The organism is Algoriphagus halophilus, from assembly GCF_041729275.1.
In the GTDB taxonomy this organism is placed as follows: Bacteria; Bacteroidota; Bacteroidia; order Cytophagales; family Cyclobacteriaceae; genus Algoriphagus; species Algoriphagus halophilus_A.
This window is the reverse complement of the sequence record NZ_CP146486.1, coordinates 2,647,560-2,664,420: the sequence shown is the minus strand read 5'-3', so window position 1 is coordinate 2,664,420 and position 16,861 is coordinate 2,647,560. Positions and strand designations below refer to the sequence as shown.

At 40.0% G+C, this 16,861-nt stretch carries 17 protein-coding genes and 2 pseudogenes; 1 reads left to right on the top strand and 18 read right to left on the bottom strand.

Annotated features, from left to right (window positions below; genetic code table 11):
* The first annotated feature begins 219 nt into the window (after positions 1–219).
* Complete coding sequence (locus tag V8V91_RS14270) at positions 220–3,303, top strand: glycosyl hydrolase (RefSeq protein WP_373395713.1); 3,084 nt, start codon at positions 220–222, stop codon at positions 3,301–3,303.
* Between the two features lie 169 nt (positions 3,304–3,472).
* On the opposite strand, the pseudogene V8V91_RS14265 reads toward V8V91_RS14270, so the two are convergent.
* From V8V91_RS14265 to V8V91_RS14180, 18 genes and pseudogenes are all read right to left on the bottom strand, one after another.
* Positions 3,473–3,820 (bottom strand): annotated as a pseudogene (locus V8V91_RS14265) (DUF6090 family protein); the annotation flags it as partial.
* 521 nt (positions 3,821–4,341) lie between these two features.
* The gene (locus V8V91_RS14260) at positions 4,342–4,872 is read right to left on the bottom strand and encodes a DUF6090 family protein (RefSeq protein WP_373395712.1); all 531 of its coding nucleotides are present in this window, start codon (positions 4,870–4,872) and stop codon (positions 4,342–4,344) included.
* Positions 4,873–4,988: 116 nt separating this feature from the next.
* Complete coding sequence (locus V8V91_RS14255; RefSeq protein ID WP_373395711.1) at positions 4,989–5,174, bottom strand: hypothetical protein; 186 nt, start codon at positions 5,172–5,174, stop codon at positions 4,989–4,991.
* Between the two features lie 96 nt (positions 5,175–5,270).
* On the bottom strand, positions 5,271–6,023 hold the full coding sequence (locus V8V91_RS14250; protein ID WP_373395710.1) for a hypothetical protein: 753 nt from the start codon (positions 6,021–6,023) through the stop codon (positions 5,271–5,273).
* A 2-nt stretch (positions 6,024–6,025) separates the two neighbouring features.
* Positions 6,026–6,268 carry a hypothetical protein gene (locus V8V91_RS14245; RefSeq protein ID WP_373395709.1) on the bottom strand — a complete coding sequence of 81 codons (243 nt, stop codon included), beginning with the start codon at positions 6,266–6,268 and terminating at the stop codon, positions 6,026–6,028.
* 56 nt (positions 6,269–6,324) lie between these two features.
* Positions 6,325–6,789, bottom strand: a complete 465-nt coding sequence (locus V8V91_RS14240) for a hypothetical protein (protein WP_373395707.1) — start codon at positions 6,787–6,789, stop codon at positions 6,325–6,327.
* A 4-nt stretch (positions 6,790–6,793) separates the two neighbouring features.
* On the bottom strand, positions 6,794–7,249 hold the full coding sequence (locus tag V8V91_RS14235; RefSeq protein ID WP_373395705.1) for a nuclear transport factor 2 family protein: 456 nt from the start codon (positions 7,247–7,249) through the stop codon (positions 6,794–6,796).
* Positions 7,250–7,258: 9 nt separating this feature from the next.
* A complete protein-coding gene (locus V8V91_RS14230) occupies positions 7,259–7,615 on the bottom strand; it encodes a DsrE family protein (RefSeq protein WP_373395703.1) in 357 nt (118 codons plus the stop codon).
* Complete coding sequence (locus V8V91_RS14225; protein ID WP_373395702.1) at positions 7,590–7,793, bottom strand: hypothetical protein; 204 nt, start codon at positions 7,791–7,793, stop codon at positions 7,590–7,592. Before V8V91_RS14225 ends, V8V91_RS14230 begins: the two co-directional genes overlap by 26 nt.
* Positions 7,794–7,818: 25 nt before the next feature.
* Positions 7,819–9,417: a prolyl oligopeptidase family serine peptidase gene (locus V8V91_RS14220; protein WP_373395701.1), complete on the bottom strand. Its 1,599-nt coding sequence runs from the start codon at positions 9,415–9,417 to the stop codon at positions 7,819–7,821.
* A gap of 77 nt (positions 9,418–9,494) precedes the next feature.
* The gene (locus V8V91_RS14215; protein WP_373395700.1) at positions 9,495–9,770 is read right to left on the bottom strand and encodes a TolB family protein; all 276 of its coding nucleotides are present in this window, start codon (positions 9,768–9,770) and stop codon (positions 9,495–9,497) included.
* Between the two features lie 158 nt (positions 9,771–9,928).
* Positions 9,929–11,179, bottom strand: a complete 1,251-nt coding sequence (locus tag V8V91_RS14210) for an APC family permease (RefSeq protein WP_373395698.1) — start codon at positions 11,177–11,179, stop codon at positions 9,929–9,931.
* A gap of 252 nt (positions 11,180–11,431) precedes the next feature.
* Positions 11,432–13,029 (bottom strand): annotated as a pseudogene (gene ggt / locus V8V91_RS14205) (gamma-glutamyltransferase).
* A gap of 117 nt (positions 13,030–13,146) precedes the next feature.
* Positions 13,147–13,596 carry a sulfatase/phosphatase domain-containing protein gene (locus tag V8V91_RS14200; protein WP_373395696.1) on the bottom strand — a complete coding sequence of 150 codons (450 nt, stop codon included), beginning with the start codon at positions 13,594–13,596 and terminating at the stop codon, positions 13,147–13,149.
* Positions 13,593–14,096, bottom strand: coding sequence for a sulfatase-like hydrolase/transferase (locus tag V8V91_RS14195; protein ID WP_373395694.1), 504 nt, complete (start codon positions 14,094–14,096; stop codon positions 13,593–13,595). The genes V8V91_RS14200 and V8V91_RS14195 overlap by 4 nt, the downstream gene beginning before the upstream one ends.
* On the bottom strand, positions 14,036–14,650 hold the full coding sequence (locus V8V91_RS14190) for a sulfatase-like hydrolase/transferase (RefSeq protein ID WP_373395693.1): 615 nt from the start codon (positions 14,648–14,650) through the stop codon (positions 14,036–14,038). The genes V8V91_RS14195 and V8V91_RS14190 overlap by 61 nt, the downstream gene beginning before the upstream one ends.
* A 132-nt stretch (positions 14,651–14,782) precedes the next feature.
* Positions 14,783–15,262: an adenylate/guanylate cyclase domain-containing protein gene (locus V8V91_RS14185; RefSeq protein ID WP_373395692.1), complete on the bottom strand. Its 480-nt coding sequence runs from the start codon at positions 15,260–15,262 to the stop codon at positions 14,783–14,785.
* Positions 15,259–16,701: a tetratricopeptide repeat protein gene (locus tag V8V91_RS14180; RefSeq protein WP_373395691.1), complete on the bottom strand. Its 1,443-nt coding sequence runs from the start codon at positions 16,699–16,701 to the stop codon at positions 15,259–15,261. The genes V8V91_RS14185 and V8V91_RS14180 overlap by 4 nt, the downstream gene beginning before the upstream one ends.
* Positions 16,702–16,861: the final 160 nt, after the last annotated feature.

Here is a 16,861-nt window from a genome sequence, read left to right as displayed (position 1 = left end):
GTAATTTCTTATGCTACAAAAAACCATCGCTTTTTCGCTGTTGCTTCTACTACTTACCTGCTCTGCTTTTTTCGCAGTAGCTCAAAAAAGGAAGATGATAAACCTGCCATTTATAAAACCAATTGGAATAGCCTTTCCTTCCGGTCCATTGGGCCTGCATTTACTTCGGGTAGGATCGCAGATTTTGCTATAAATCCAGATAATCCAAGTGAATTTTATGTGGGTGTTGCCGCTGGAGGAGTTTGGAAAACAACCAACAAGGGACTCAACTTTGATCCAGTTTTCGACTCTGAGGGGTCTTACTCGATTGGTGTGGTGGAGATGGACCCCAATAACCATAACGTCATATGGGTTGGAACAGGAGAAAACAATAACCAGCGAAGTGTAGCTTATGGGGATGGGATTTATAAAAGTATGGATGGAGGAAAAAGCTGGAAGCATAAAGGGCTCAAAGCATCTGAGCATATTGGGATGATTGCTATTGATCCGAGAAACTCGGATGTTGTTTATGTGGCGGCTACTGGCCCTCTTTGGAGTGCCGGGGGTGATCGTGGATTGTACAAAACGACAGATGGAGGTGATAACTGGACAAAGATTCTGGATATTAGTGAGCATACAGGCATTCATGAGGTGCATCTTGACCCTAGAAATCCTAATGTGATTTATGCTGTAGCACATCAACGAAGACGCCATGTGTTTACCTACATCAGTGGAGGGCCAGAATCCTCTGTTTACAAATCCACAGACGGAGGGGAGAATTTTCGCAAGATTGTCAAAGGACTTCCGAGTGGTGATTTAGGACGAATAGGATTAGATATTTCTCCAGTCAATCCGGACGTAGTCTATGCGGTGGTAGAAGCCCAGGAGGATAAAGGTGGCTTTTACAAATCCACAGACCTTGGAGAGTCCTGGGTGCGCCAAAGTGACTATTCATCCAGTGGAAACTATTACCAGGAGGTAATCGCTGATCCAGTGGATGTCGACCTGGTCTATGTGATGAATACCTATGCGGCTGTTTCTGAAGATGGAGGGAAGACATTCAATAATGTAGGTGAGCAGAATAAGCACATTGATAATCATGCCTTGTGGATTGACCCCAATAATCCCAATTATTTGCTTAATGGAAATGATGGGGGAGTTTATGAGTCTTGGGACCGTGGAAAAACCTGGCGTTTCTTCCCCAATCTTCCCGTGACACAGTTTTATAAGCTCGGAGTGAGCAACGACTATCCTTTCTACTATGTTTATGGAGGCACCCAAGATAATTTCAGCTTCGGAGGTCCCTCACAAACAACAGAGACTACCGGAATTAGCAATCGCGATTGGTTCGTGACAACACTGGGAGATGGTTTTGAGCCACATGTGGACCCCGAAAACCCAGATATTATTTACAGTCAATCTCAGTATGGTAACCTGGCGAGATTTGATAGGAAAACAGGCCAGACCAAAAACATTGTACCTCAACCTTTGGAGGGAGATTATTCCTACAATTGGAATTGGGATTCACCTTTGCTGGTGAGCAGCCACGATCACAAACGCTTGTATTATGCTTCTGATCGAGTTCATCGAAGTGATGATATGGGCGAAAGCTGGCGAGAAGTGAGCGGCGATCTGACCAGAGGGATAGATCGAAACAAGCTAGAAGTAATGGGGAAGGTTTGGCCTATGGACGCTGTAGCAAAAAATCAATCTACTACGGCTTTTGGTAGTATTGTGGCCATTGCTGAATCTCCCATTGATGAGAATCTGCTTTACGCTGGCACTGACGATGGATTGATTCACGTGTCCGCCAATGGAGGAGAAAGCTGGACGCGTTATAGTTCATTTCCAGGGGTACCTGACATGACCTATGTGAATGAAATCATTGCTTCTGCCCATGATAAGAATACTGTATATGCAGCATTTAATAATCACAAACAAGGTGATTTTAAACCCTATATTTTGAAAAGTACGGATATGGGAAAAAGCTGGACAACCATAAAAGCAAATCTGCCTGAAAAAGGATCAGTTTATGCCATTGCAGAAGACCCCGTTGCAGCGAACTTGTTATTTGTTGGGACTGAATTTGGATGTTATGCTACACTCGATGGAGGTCAATATTGGCAAAAACTGTCAAAAGGATTACCCACCATCGCTGTTCGAGATATCAACATTCAGGATAGAGAAAAGGACCTGGTATTGGGTACATTCGGAAGGGGATTTTATATTCTCGACGATTACTCGGCGCTGCGAGAGCTTTCCAATGAACTTCTGGAAAAAGAAGCACATATTTTCCCTGTTTCAGAGGCTTTACAATATGAACCTTATAGTCCCATCGCTGCAAGTAAAACCATCTCTTGGTTAGGCCCAAAAGGATTTCAAGGGGAGACGTACTACTTGGGTGAAAACCCTCCATTTGGAGCCGCCTTTACCTATTTTCTTAAGGAAAAATACCCTACACTAGAAAGTGAACGAAAGAAAAGTGAGGATGAGAAAAGAAAAGCTGGTGAGACCGTTTATTATCCCAGCTATGAGCAGCTAATGGCTGAGAAAGAGGAAGAAAAGCCCTTCCTGATTTTTACCATTAAAGATGTGAATGGTGAAGTAGTAAACGAGATTAGAAGAGGTGCAACAGAAGGTATTAATCGAGTATACTGGGATTTAACATATCCTGCCATCGATCAAGTAAATACCAGTCTCGCAGATCCAATGAAAGATCTCCCATCAGGAATTATGGTACTGCCTGGAACCTATACTGTTGAGCTGGCAAAAAGTATCAATGGGGAAATAACCCCACTCACGGAAGCAGTACCTTTCGAGGTAAAAACATTGGATAATCAAACTGTCCCATTGGCAGATCCTGCAGCGATGCTCGCATTTCATCAGGAACTGATGGAGCTTTCCAAATCAGCAAATGGTGCGAGAAATTCTTATAATCAGTTGCGTGAAGCATTGAAATATTATCAGGCAGCTGCAAGATTAGTGAAAAGCACTTCTTTGGATGAAAAAATTGATGTCATGGAAAATGCACTGGATGAGATTGAACTGACCATGTTTGGGGATCCAATCAAAAGAGAGCTTGAAATCGATCAGGCGCCATCGCTAAGTAGTCGGGTGAATACGGCAATATATTCCGGATCTACCAGTTTAACGGATCCCACCACTACTTCTAAAGAGGTAAAACGAATTGCAGAGAACTATTTGAATCCAGTCATTGCAAGCCTGAAGCAACTGGTAGAGGTTAATGTACCGGCCATCAATGCAGAGCTCGACGCAAATCAAGCTCCTTGGACACCAGGAAGAATTATTGAGATAAAGAACTAAAATGAGGTTTCAGATTTTCGATTCGTTCATTCCGGAATGACGTAAACCTTTCACGTCATTCCAATTTTCTTGATATGTTCAGGCAAAATAGATTCTATGCGGTTTAACATGATTCTAATGGGGCTATTTTTGGGGTTTTTTCTAAAAAATGAAATCAATGTATGGTTAGTTATTTGGAAGTTTCTACAATTTCAATAGCTTCAATAACTTTCTGAATTTCTTGAAGACTGGTTTTCGCCAATCGGGTATAAATCTCATTTTGTATGTACAGGAATTCAACATGGGAGTAAAATTCCTTTGATATTACCTGCTCCCAGGAATTAATGGATTGTATGATTTTATTAAAATACTTTTTCCTTTCCCAAGAAACCAAGTCATAGCGTTCATCATATATTTCACCATTATAGACTAACCTTTTATAGGATCTCATGTAAAGGTCCATAATGGTGTATTTCAATTCATCGTTTTTGATCAAGTCAATTTTTCCTGCAGATAAGGCATTTTCAAAAACACCGACGTTTGGAAAAAGGTAGCGTTGCTCGAACTTAAATAGGAAAACAAAAAATCAATTTGATCTTTTTTATCGGGTATCGGCTTTTCAAGCAAGGCAATTAATTCTAGGGATTTAAGTTCTTTTAATTCCTGAAATTCGATTATTTCTTCCAATGGCCTTTGGTCTTTTTCTAGCTCGTTTAGCGTGTCAACTAAAAAATCTGTTTGCTATTTTTTTGACTGCCTGTCAACATTCCAGTTATTTACCTTCTAGGCAACCGGAATTCCAATCACCACCAGAAGGATTTCTCCTACAGCATATGCAAGGTATTAGGTCACTCTATTATGAGTTAGGAGTTTTTGACGGAATTTTCTAAAAAATGTGATCATGCTATTTTTTTATTCAATTCTTCCTCTATCATCTGGAGTGTTATTTTTAGAAAGTCTTTTAAGTTTAATTCGTTTATTGACACGTAATCATTGTTATGCTTGTGATGCCAAATTTGATTCTCAAACTCTAAATATTCCTCCTTAGCTATATTGAACTTAAATGGGGATTTTTCCTGGTAGTTCTGAAGATATTTTCTTATCAAATGGAAGTTTTTTTGTGAGCTCTCCATTTGCTAAAGGGAAACGTTTCATTAAAAAAGGCATCATGTTCATGGTATAATTATCAGATCTAAAAAGAATATCCTCTTCTTGATCTATTAAGAGTGTCAGCCAATTAATAATCCGAGTGCGAAGGGCATCATTCTTAAGCAGGGTTAATTTTCCTGAATTGACGATTTCACTAGATACTCCTGTTTGAGCATCAAATGAATTAAATGTACCAATCCTCACGAGCAGGTCATCCAACAAATCAGAATCATTTGCGATAGAGTTGGATCTTATTAATTGGGTGAGTTGCACACAGGCCTCAGTTACTTTAGTATTGATAGTGATACTAAAGTTTAACTCCTCAAGATTATTTTCAAATTCATCTTTTAGCCCTAAAAGAATTTCTAATTCTTCATTATTTTCAATTCGCTGCTGATTCCAAGTATTTATCTGCAAGGCAATCAATATTCCGATCACCACTAAAAATATTTCTCCTATAGCGTATGCTAGGTATTGGGTGACCCTGTTTTGGCTTAGGAGTTTCTGGCGGATTTTTCTAAAAAAGAAATCATCTTCTCTTTTTTAACCGCTTAGGTTTACCCAACTTTTCCATCCCCATCAATATCTTTCCCGAGCTCTTTTTCGAGTAAATGCAGCGTTTTTATTAATAAGAGTCTCGTCTTTTCAAGCTCTTCCTCTAAGTACAATACACGTTGCTCGATTGAAACTGCCTTTTCCTTTTGTTCTTCTATTTCACTTTGCTGAATTAAATCCCAAAACATTCCCATGACTTTCTAATTTTTGTTTACATCCATTTCAACTGAATTTTTCAGAAGGTTTATAAAGTAAAAAATATAATATCGATATTTTTCCAGAGATTACCGAGATTCTAGCTTTGTAATAAGGTCCTCTGCCAAAGCAAGTTGAGACTTATACTCCTGAAGAGATCTACCCATCATTGTCCGAACAACGGCGACATTATTGATAAGAATATCCAATGTGTTTTTATCAGGAATCTTGAGGTACATTTCTTTGGTAATTGGTTTGTTAAACCGTAATTCTCCAGTTACCTCAAAATTGATCAGAGTACCTGCTAACGGGACTAATTCCCATTCGGCTTTCTCAACAATTTCATCTCGAAAAACCGTTTTCTTCAGTTGGTTGTCATAGGCATTCATTTGATTGACCAGCGTTTGATTAAAATATCGAAGCGTTCCCGATGATTTCATTTGGGAGTAGGTTCCGTCAGTTGGGGAAAAAGGGAAAGTGGTGAAAACTGTTGTCATACTTTTATAAATGGCTACTGTATCCCAAGATTCTTTTGGGGTGTGAAGCATTTGGAGGAAATTTTCGATCACCAAGTCTTTTTCTTCAGCGAAACTTATTGCTTCCTTTAATGCTTTTCTGTCCTGTTTTAAATCCTCCAGCATCGATTGGGTAAGTACTTTGGCACTTTGCTGCTCCACATAGGACTCCCGAAGATTTTCCACAAAAAAACCGAGTACAATTGCCAGGAATAGCATCAAAAATTCTTTAATGTAGGATTCCCAGTTCCTTTTACCCAGACTTAATGGTTGAATAAACTGACTTCTTTTGCTAGTGGGGTCTTGGTTTTTTGAGGACTTTCCCATAGTCAATTTAAGTTATATTCTTCGTGTACAAGGCTCAATAGTTCTTTGGCGCTTTTTCGTAATGATTCTGCTCGATTACTATTGCCCAAGGACATTTTGGATATAAAATGAATTTGAAAGGCCAACTCATTAATGGTGTTGAAATCATCTGTAATCAACTGGGGATTAGTGGTGGGTAGGACAAATTTCATGGTTGCATCCATTGTCGCGTTAAGGTCATTGGAATTAAATACTTTACCTCCCATCTCTCGGAATGTTGATTTTGTTTTGCTTTCATTTTGGTCCCATTCTTCCAGGATCCTTACTTTCTTTTCATACTTGAGTAATTCATCGACAATGTTTCTTTTTTGATTAGGCGAAGGTTTCCGGCATTTTTTAGCTGTTGGATGGTGCCATCAGAGTAGATAAATGGCTCTTCGTTAAAGACTTGCCTTGCCAAAAAGTATATCTGATTTCCAAATTGATTTCTTTCATCAGAAAGCATCATCAATGCTAAAGAATCCATGATTTTGCTCCTTTCTTTCATTGATGAGATATAAGATTTAAGGTTAGTAGTGTCTGTTTTCAGATCTTCCATCAGAGAAACCATGTATTCTTTTTCAATCTTTTGGGCACTCAGAGATTCCCGGTAATTTTCAGCTAGGAAGCCACAAAATATTGCCAGGAAAAGCATGAAGAATTCTTTGAGGTAGGAGGCCCAACCTCGTTTTTCCTTTGGTTTATTGGAAGTGGATTCCTTTTCCACCTCTTCATTCTTTCCCATCATGAGTTCAATTAGGTAGGGTAACAAACAACTGCGATTGGATCAGCCAAGTGTCAGATTTCTTTATCCATTGAGCGGAATACTTTCCACCTACAACCGATTCCATTGATCCCTCTACAAACCCTTTCCAAGTTCCAGTTTCCCAGGCTAAATTGGATTCTGGATTTACCTTGATTTCATCAGGGGTTCTCACCCAATACATTCTTGGGCCGCTTGAATTTTTGATATATTCCATCAGCTTAGCTTTTCCAGATATCAAGGTTCCTGCTCCCGTAGTTATCAATACATCCTCAGTCAAGAAAGTACTGTTGAGGTCCTCATCAAAATTTCTTAATGCTTGATTGGATGCTTCCCTTTGGGTAAGGATTTGATTGATTTCAGTTTGCTGCCCAAATACTTGGAAAGTCTGAAGCATCAATATGACTAAGAAAAACTTTAAAAATGGCTTTATAAAAGGCTGCATAGGATAAGATTAAAGGCTGAACAATAAGTACCCTTTATTCATCAAATCAGTAGTTGCAGTAAATCTGGATACTGCCATTTCCACTCCAGGATAAATCATGGCAGGGTCAAGCCTTTGTTTCATCATGGATTGTCCACATACAATTACTCTGACACCATGTTTTTTAAACTCGTCCAAAAGTTCCCTATTTGGATTTTCCACCCCAAATCGCTTTTTGTATTCTTCGTTCGAAAGGATAATAGACGTGGAACCTGAAAAGACCACGAAGGCCAGGTCGATATTTTCCTTTGGTACACCTGCATAAATATGCAGATTGTACATTCTGGCAGCATAGTCTAAATCATCTGATACCTTTTTTGTCTTCAATCCTGTTGCTAAATTCGATCACGAAATGATACTTCTTGGTAGGATCTGGTTTAATTGTTTCAAACGGAACTTCGTTGACGCCTCCATATCCTTTAATGGCTGGATATACGATTCCTTGGGCATGTATGAATACCATCACGGAACAGGTAATAATCAAAGTGAATAAGAGCTTTTTCATGGCAATGTGAGTTGAAGGGAAGTTATTATTGATCTCTGTAATGGTTGAACCAACTTAAAATAGAAGCTGATTTGCTCATGAGCATACTTGGTCTATCGACCAAACCGTGGGAGGCATTGGGAATGCGTACCATCGCGGTCTCCACCTCCTGTAATTTCAATGCTGCATAGAATTGCTCCGACTCGGCTATAGGAGTTCGGTAATCTGCTTCTCCAGTCAGGAGCATGGTAGGAGTTGTGACATTTCCAACAAAAGTAATCGGGGAGCGCTTGGTATAACTTTCAGGTTCTTCCCATGGATTTCCGGGAAACCAGTATTTCGTAAAAAACGCCGGATTATCTGCATACAAAACATGGGTAGACCAATTGATCACCGGCTTAGCAACTACTGCGGCTTTAAAACGATTGGTTTTACCAACAATCCAGGCAGTCAGCAGACCACCGCCACTACCTCCAGTCACAAAGAGGTTGTCAGTGTCTATATATCCTTTTTCAATGACTGCATCTACCCCAGTCATCAAATCATCATAATCATGATTCGGATAATCATGGTGAATAGCGTTCCCGAATTCCTGCCCGTAACCGGTACTTCCTCTCGGATTGGAATAAAGCACTACATATCCTGCAGCTGCATATTGCTGGATTTCATACGAAAAAGCAGGGCCATACATGGCAAAAGGACCCCCATGGATTTCAAGGATGAAAGGGTATTTTTTGCTTGGATCAAAATTTGGAGGAGTGACGATCCATCCTTGGATTTTCAATCCATCAAAAGAGGATTCCCACCAGATTTCTTCCACTTTTCCCAAATTACGGTAGGAAAACACATCGTCATTTAGAGCAGTAATCCTTTTGATTTCCCCGTCGGACCAAACTGCTAAATCTGAAGGGTGTTCTGGACCTCCTAGGGTGAAGGCAAATTTGGTATTGTTTGAAACTGAAAAATCACCCGCATTATATGGTCTACCTAGATCCAAGCCACCAAGTCCTTCCACTACGGTGCTTATTTTGCCGGTGAGTGCTACATGTCCAATTTTTGTATCACCAAATTCATCATATTGAAAATAGATTCCTTTTCCATTTGCCTCCCATTGTGGATTTCCGACATCTCGATCCAGATCTTCAGTCAGGTTTTTGACCCCTGAACCATCCATGTTCATTACATAAAGATTCGTTACTTGATACCCCTGATATGAATCGTCAAATCCAGTGTATGCAATCTGTGTCCCATCAGGAGATAGTACAGGCCCACTATCCGGACCAAATCTGGATGTCAATGCAGAGACATTTCCCGAATGAAGATTGAGTTGGTAGATTTCGGAATTGCCAGGTTCCAAATCATGATTTTCATGAAGATTGGCAGAAAAAAACAGGCTTTCTCCATCTTTACTCCAAATTGGGGAACCGTAATTATTGTCATCAAAAGTCCGTTGTCTCGCCGTACCGCCTGCTAGACCGATTGTAAATATCTGAGAATTTCCGGCTTTGAAATATCCCGCACCATCACCGCGGTAATTCATCTCATCAATGAAAATAGGAGCTTCATTCCAGTTAGCCCCTTCAGGCTTATTTGGAATCTTCAATAATGATTTTTTGGCTTTAGGCACAAACTGAGTAAAAGCCAATTCCCGATTGTCATAGGACCAGGAAACTGAACCTGGAGCATTTGCAGAATTGGTTAACGCTACGGATTCTTGGGTGTCTAAATAAAGGACAAAAGCTTCATCTTCTCATCCTGCTGATTGGATCGATAGGCGATTTTGTTGCCATCATGAGACCAAACTGGGCCCAGGTCCCGATGATTCCCTTGAGTTAATGGGCGGTTTTGAGTCCCATCAATATTACTGATCCAGAGGTTAGAATAATCTCTGTCAGTCATGATGTCTTTGAAATTTCTGACATAAACCACTTTGGTACCATCTGGTGAGATGGAAGGGTTTGTCACATACTCCAGATCAAAAATGTCTTTGAGTTCCAAGTTTGATTTCTGCTGGGCGTTTAAACTTGACAAAGCCACAAAAAGCAAGGCAAAAAAGAAGATGGTTTTTTCATGATATGGAATGGTTTATAGGGTTCATTGAAGGTTGATTTAGGATCTCTTGTCTCGAATAGTTTTCACCATATAATAAATTACTGTCAATGCGAGGAAAAAACGAAAAGACCAGTTTTCTCGTAGCCTGTCAAATTGGAAAGAAAAAAGAGTATAATTCCCGCTGATAGGATTGGTACCGTATTACCAAATGGGATTTTGAAATCGCCTTTTTTAGCTGTTTGTTTCCTTCTAAGCCAGATTACAGATAAACAAACTCCAAAATAAACCAAAAGCATACTCGCTGAAGCGATGACCGCGAGTTGTCGGAATCCTCCCAAGGCTGCTAAAGTGAAGCCCAAGCCTGCATACAGTAAAATGGCTAAATATGGGGTTTTGAATCTAGGATGAATTGATGCCAACTTTTTCATTGGAATGACTTGGTCGCTTGCCAGGCCAAAGATGACCCGTGGAAGATTTAGAATTTCACCACTCAGCATGCCAAACATGGAAATTCCAGCACCTACCAATAATGCAGTATATCCAATTGGACCAAAAACAACATTTGCAACGGCTGCCAGTGGAGCTTCTTTGAATTCTGGAAGTTGGTCTCCCATCACTCCCTGGGCCACAGTTTGAATGAGTATATACAGAATTAATACAAAGAGGATCCCAATGAAAATGGCTTTTGGCACAGTCTTTTGAGGGTCTTTGATTTCGCCACCTACAGATAGGCCTGCATCACCACCTTGGAAGGCAAAGAACAGAATCAAGCAAGCCTGTCCAAATTGATTAAAGGAGGGAGCTGTTTCCCAGTAAAGGTTGGAAAATGACACATCCTTCCAGCTAAAGAATATTAATAGCAGGATCGGAGTGAGTTTTGCTACAGTATTGATTTTAACTAATCCAATTCCCTGTTTCACTCCGATTACATTTAAGAAGGCTAATCCTGAAAAGAAGACAAACAATAACAGGAACCTATTGACAGGGTCTGTAAAGACAGGAAATGCCAAGCCGATTAATTCCACCAAGGCATTGGCTACGGCAGCATCGGAAAATACGCTTCCAGTTACCATAAAAATAGCAGCTAAAAATCCTGTATAGGGGCCAAATGCGGTTTCTACGTAGGCATAGCCTCCACCTGAACGTGTCACTTTACTTCCTGCTTCCGCAAAGCAAAGCATGACCAAGGCGATCAAAAATCCACAGAAAAGGTAGACGATGATTCCCGAGGAACCCATGATTTCTGCAACAATGGCTGGCAAGACAAAAATCCCTGCTCCTACTATAATGTTGACAATGTTGGCAGAAAGTCCCCAGACGCCAATTTCTCTTTTTAAACCTGTTTCTTTTTCCACTCGTTTAGTTGATTTTAGGTTACTTCCTACTTATATTTTTTCTGACCATTGCCAGCATTTTTCTACAAACTATTTTAAAATCCCCCCGGCCCCCTTTGTTCAAAATCCGAATCCAAAATATAAATCTTCTCCAAGGGGGATTGGATGCGTTTCCAACTTCCGCCTCCTGTCTACCGTCTTTTCAGCTTTTTCACTTTAGCTTTCAGACTTCCCTTGCCACTGCCATCTGCGACTGTCTTCTACCTACTGAATTTAAAAACCCCTAGCCGCTCCATCTTCACTTGAAGAGTCGGCTGCCCCCATGTATACTTTTAAATTGGAATCGTATGTGATTCCCATCAATACACCAAGATTGGTTGTGGGACGTAAAGTATGTCCCATTTCTTCCAAGGCTTTTCTTGTGTCTGGTGATAATAGATTTCTTTCGTAGAGAATTTGATCTGGTAACCATTGATGATGAATTTTCATTGCCTCAATGGCCCGGTCTATTCTCATGTCATATACCAATACATTGAGCACTGTTTGGAATACGGTGTTGATGATGGTTCTTCCTCCTGGGCTCCCGATGACTAAATAAGGTTTCCCGTTCTTGGATACAATCGTGGGTGTCATGCTGGATAGCATGCGTTTTTCTGGAGCTACCAGATTAGGGTTGGAGCCAATAAGTCCGGTGGAAGTTGTTACTCCTGGGATGGGATTGAAATCACCCATCTCATTATTGAAAATAAATCCGAGTTTGGAGGATCCCATTTTGACTCCATAAGAATTCTCCAAGGTGTAAGTCATGGAAATGGCATTTCCATCTTTGTCCACCACCGAAAAATGGGTGGTGTGGTCCCCTCCATAAAGTTGCCCAAATTTTGAAGAATCACTTTTAGAAGCATGTTTTAAATCCAGATTTTCGAATCTTTCATTGGCAAAATCCTTAGAAATCAACTTGTCAACAGGCATGTCGGGATTGAAGTCCGGGTCTCCTAAAAATTCTGCTCTATCTGCAAAAGCTCTTCTCATGGCTTCGGCTACCAAATGCACATAAGCAGTAGAGTTAAATTCCACGGAAGAGATATCAGCTGCTTCCAATAGGTTCATCATCTCGATCAGTGCCACCCCGCCGGAACTCGGTGGAGGCATGGAGAAAATCTCAAAGTCTTTAAACTTGGTTGTTACCGGCTTTCTTTCTACCGCCTCGTATTTGGCCAAATCTTCTTGGGTGATAATCCCCCCATTTGCCTGCATGTAGGTCTCAATTTCTTCCGCTATTTTTCCTTTATAGAAACCATCTCTACCATGCTTTTTGATTTCTTCCAGGGTTTTTGCTAATGCTGGTTGCTTCCATAGTTCTCCGGGAGCGACCACCTCGCCATCTGCGTTTCGGAAATAATCTTTCATAATATCCCAAGATTCATCTCCCTCTGACATTCTTAAAGCCGCCTTGTACAAACCCCAGGACATGGAAAATCCCTTTTTTGCTAATTTTATAGATGGTTCAACCAAGTCTTTCCAAGGTAGTTTTCCATATTTTTGATGCGCTTGATAGAGTCCTGCCACTGTTCCGGGAACTCCCACTGACAATAAACCTCGATGATTGGAATTATCTTTGATTTTGCCATCTTCTCCCAGAAACATCGTCGGACTAGCGGCTAATGGAGCTTTTTCCCGAAAATCAAAAGTAGTCACCTCCCCATCTGAAGATAAGTAAACGATAAAGCCCCTCCACCAATATTTCCTGCTTCAGGATGGGTTACTGCCAATGCAAATGCAGTGGCCACTGTCGCATCTATGGCATTTCCACCTTTTTTTAAAATATCTACTCCCACTTCTGAAGCTAAATAATGGTCCGAAACCACCATGCCGTGTTGACCATAGGTCTGGGCAAATAGGTGCGTTGAGAGGAATGTGCTTAGAAATAGGCTAAAAGCTAAATAATTAAGGTAAGGGTTAATCTTCATGTAATTTATACTGGTGGTTTAATTTGATTCTGGACTAGGGGTAGGATAAACGATTCCAACTTCTTTGGAAAAGCGTTCCCACTCGGAAAGCATTTCTTGATATTTTTCTGGGTAGATTTCCTTCAAATCTTGTTGTTCCGCAAGATCAGTTTGGAGATTCATCAATTGGAAATTTTCCAAAAGAAATGGCCAATCAATATTAACTATTTTCCAATCTCCTTTTCTGATCATAGAATAACCTTCAAGCTCCAATCCAAAGACATAAGTAGAATCGTGAACTGTAGTTGATTTTCCTGAGAGTAAGGGTAGAATTGATTTACCAAGTAAGGGCTTTACTACTTTTCCTTTCCATTCATTTGGGTATTGTACATTGGCCAACTCATAAAAGGTAGGAGCAAAATCCATCAAAGTCAGGAATGAATCGTTGATCTTTCCAATATTTTCTACTCCTGGTCCCGCGACAATCATTGGTGTGTTGATACCCCTTCGGTGGTAAAGCCTTTAAAATATTTGAAAGGAGAGGATCCTGCTTCGGCCCATTGAGGCCCATAAGAAATAAAAGAGTTTACTTTTCCCATTTCGGAATATTCATCCGAATAGTGTTCTTTGATGAAAGGCCCCAAGTACTCATGGTAATAAAAATCCTCCGCAGCAGCGCCATTGTCTGACATAAATATTATCAGCGTATTCTCGTATTGTCCTGTTTCCTTTAGGTAATTAATCAATCTTCCAATGTTGTAATCCAGGTTATCTACCATACCGGCATATAATTCCATCTTTCGGGCTTCCTTTTTTTGCTCTTCTGGAGAAAGAGAACCCCAAGCCTTTACACTGGGATGGGTTTTTGGAAGTACCGCATCTATCGGAATCATTCCAGCTTTCTTAAGGCTTTTAAATCGTTTTTCTTTTAAGGATTCATACCCATCATCATAGCGTCCTTCATATTTCTTCCAGTATTTTTCATCCACTTGTAATGGCCAATGCGGTGAGGTGTAAGCTGCAAAAGTGAAAAAGGCTTTCCATCTTCCCGGTGTCTATCAATGTATGAAATAAGTTTGTCTGTATAAAAATCGGTGGAATAATCTCCTTCCTTCCAATCAGCTTTTTCTCCATCCTCGGTATAGCCTGTAATTGCAGATTCCGAGAAGATGCCCAAATTACTATAGTGATTTGCCGCCCCTTCCCCGTTGATTGAAAAAGAATGCTCAAATCCTTTAGCCATAGGCCCATCTTCCAATCGATCTCCTAAATGCCATTTGCCTGCCATGTAGGTATGGTAACCTGCAGATCGAAGCAAGGCTGGCAATGGTATGATTCGATCCGTTAGGTGACCTTCGTAACCTGGAACTTGGGTTTGTAATTGTTGCGATCCCATACCAGCAATATGGTTATTATTACCTGATAATAACATGGCCCGGGTCACCGCACAAAGAGGAGCAGTGTGAAATCGGCTAAACCGAATTCCACTGGCAGCCAATGCATCAAGGTTAGGGGTTTCTATATCCCCGCCATAGGCTCCCATATCTGCGTAGCCTAAATCGTCCGCTACAATTAATAAAATATTAGGGCGAGAATCTGCAGAATCATCTTCTAATAGGTTATTAGTGCATCCAAAGAACCATAAACCAACAAAACTAATAGCCCAAGATTTTTTCTATTCATCAATTTCCTTATCATAAGATTCTAAATACCACATTTTCATTTCACCTTTTCCTTTTACAGGTAGGGTTCCTCTTTCTGTAAAAGTGAATTGTGGATCCTCTTTTAAAAGCAAATAGGTATTTTCAGAAATATTTATTCTGTTTATTTCACAATTTGCTTCCATTCTTTGAGCAGTATTTACCGTATCACCCCAGATATCATATTGGAACTTCTTGATCCCTACAATTCCTGCTACAACTGGCCCCGTATTGATTCCACAACGCATATCGAATTTGATTTTTTTGGGAATATTTGGGTCGGCATTTCGATCATCTATAAATTTCTTCATCTGAATTGCCGCTAAGGCAACTTCTTTTACTCCAGCTTTGGAATTGAGCCCGCCTGCTGCCATGTAGGCATCCCCGATAGTTTTAATCTTTTCTAAACCGAGGTTTACAATGATCTCATCAAATGTTTTGAAGCAAATATTCAATTCTTTGACAAGTTCTTTTGCGCTGAGATGCTGGGCTTTTTGGTGAAGTCGGCAAAGTCCGTGAAAATAACCGTGACCTGATCAAAGTCTCTGGCATCTGAACTTCCTTTTGCTTTTAGTTCTTCTGCCACTTCTGAAGGGAGGATGTTTAGCAAAAGTTTATCTGATCGATCCTTCTCTTTTGTAAGAACTTCTTTTGATTGTTTAATGAATTGGTACCGGAGAAAAAGCCCAACTACTAAAAGGAAAAGGAATAATCCGGAAATCATGAAAATGATCTTACGACTTCTCTCTAATTCAAGACGTTCATTGAAAATCAAATCACGCTCCCGTTTTTCTTGTTCATTTTTGATACTATCTAGAATTTGCTTTTTCTCGAATTCATAATTAAGCATCATCTGGGTGATACTTTTTGTATTCGATTCATTCAGAATACTATCCTTGAGTAGGGTTGCCTCTTTTAAATAAGCTAATTCAGCCCGATAATCCCCCATTTTTTCTGCTACCTCTTGAAGTCGTTCATAAGCCATTCGAAGTACTTTTACTTCTCTTGCTTTTTGGGCATGTTCCAATGATTTATCCGCATGGTATTTGGCTTTTGACAATTGATTGGTCTTTTGATAAAGATTGGCAAGTCGGTTATGAGTATAAGCGAGGCCGCGAGAATAGCCTAAAGAATCTCGAATTCGGAGTGCCTCGAGTAAAGTTTCTTCGGCTAACTTAAGGTCTCCTTTGTTGGCATAATTATTCCCCAAATTACTGAGGGCTAAACCGATGGAATAGGGATTTTCATCCTCTTTTGCATATTCCAAAGAAAATTTATGGTAGTAAATCGCAGAATCAAGCGGGCCTGTGTGTTCAAATATGATGGCTAGATTGTTATAGCTACTTTGAATGTTTTCTGGGTTCCCTAAGGAGAGGTCCATTTCCAAGGCCTTCCTTGCATGATAAAAAGCCTCCTCGTAATCATGTTGATCATAATAAAGCAAACTGAGATTCGAATGGGAAGAAGACACACCAGTTAAATTGCCAGTAGATTCATAAATGTCCATGGCAGCCTGATGATTTTCAACCGCTTTTTCAATATCTCCAAAGCGGGCATAGGTATTAGCCAGAAAGTTATGGGCTCTTGCTTGCTCTAACCTCAAACCTAAACTATCCATTTGGATTATCATGCGCTCGATTATTTCTGTATCGGATTGAGTAGGGTCCCTTTCTTGTACACTGAACGTTTTATAAAACTCCCCGATGAGCATGCCAGACTCATTTCCTTCTTTTTTGGCCAGTAGAATTGCTTCATCTGCAAATCGGATGGACTCCTCATAGTTGTAATCTGAATAATAGGAATAAGCCTTTAAAAGGAGGCTATCTAAGTCTTGTCCTTTCAGAGAAAAAGAGATGGTGAAAAGTAGAATAAATAGAAACCGAAATTTTGCCATAGCCAAAAAATTCTCATTCTCAATCCATAAGATTTGAGGTTAAAGATTTAAGATTCAATAATTTAAATTTTTTTTCCATAGTCTATGCTGAATTCCACAATAAGTTACTTCTGAATTGGATATTCAGTGTACATAATCCATGGGCTGTTTTCTAAGAATG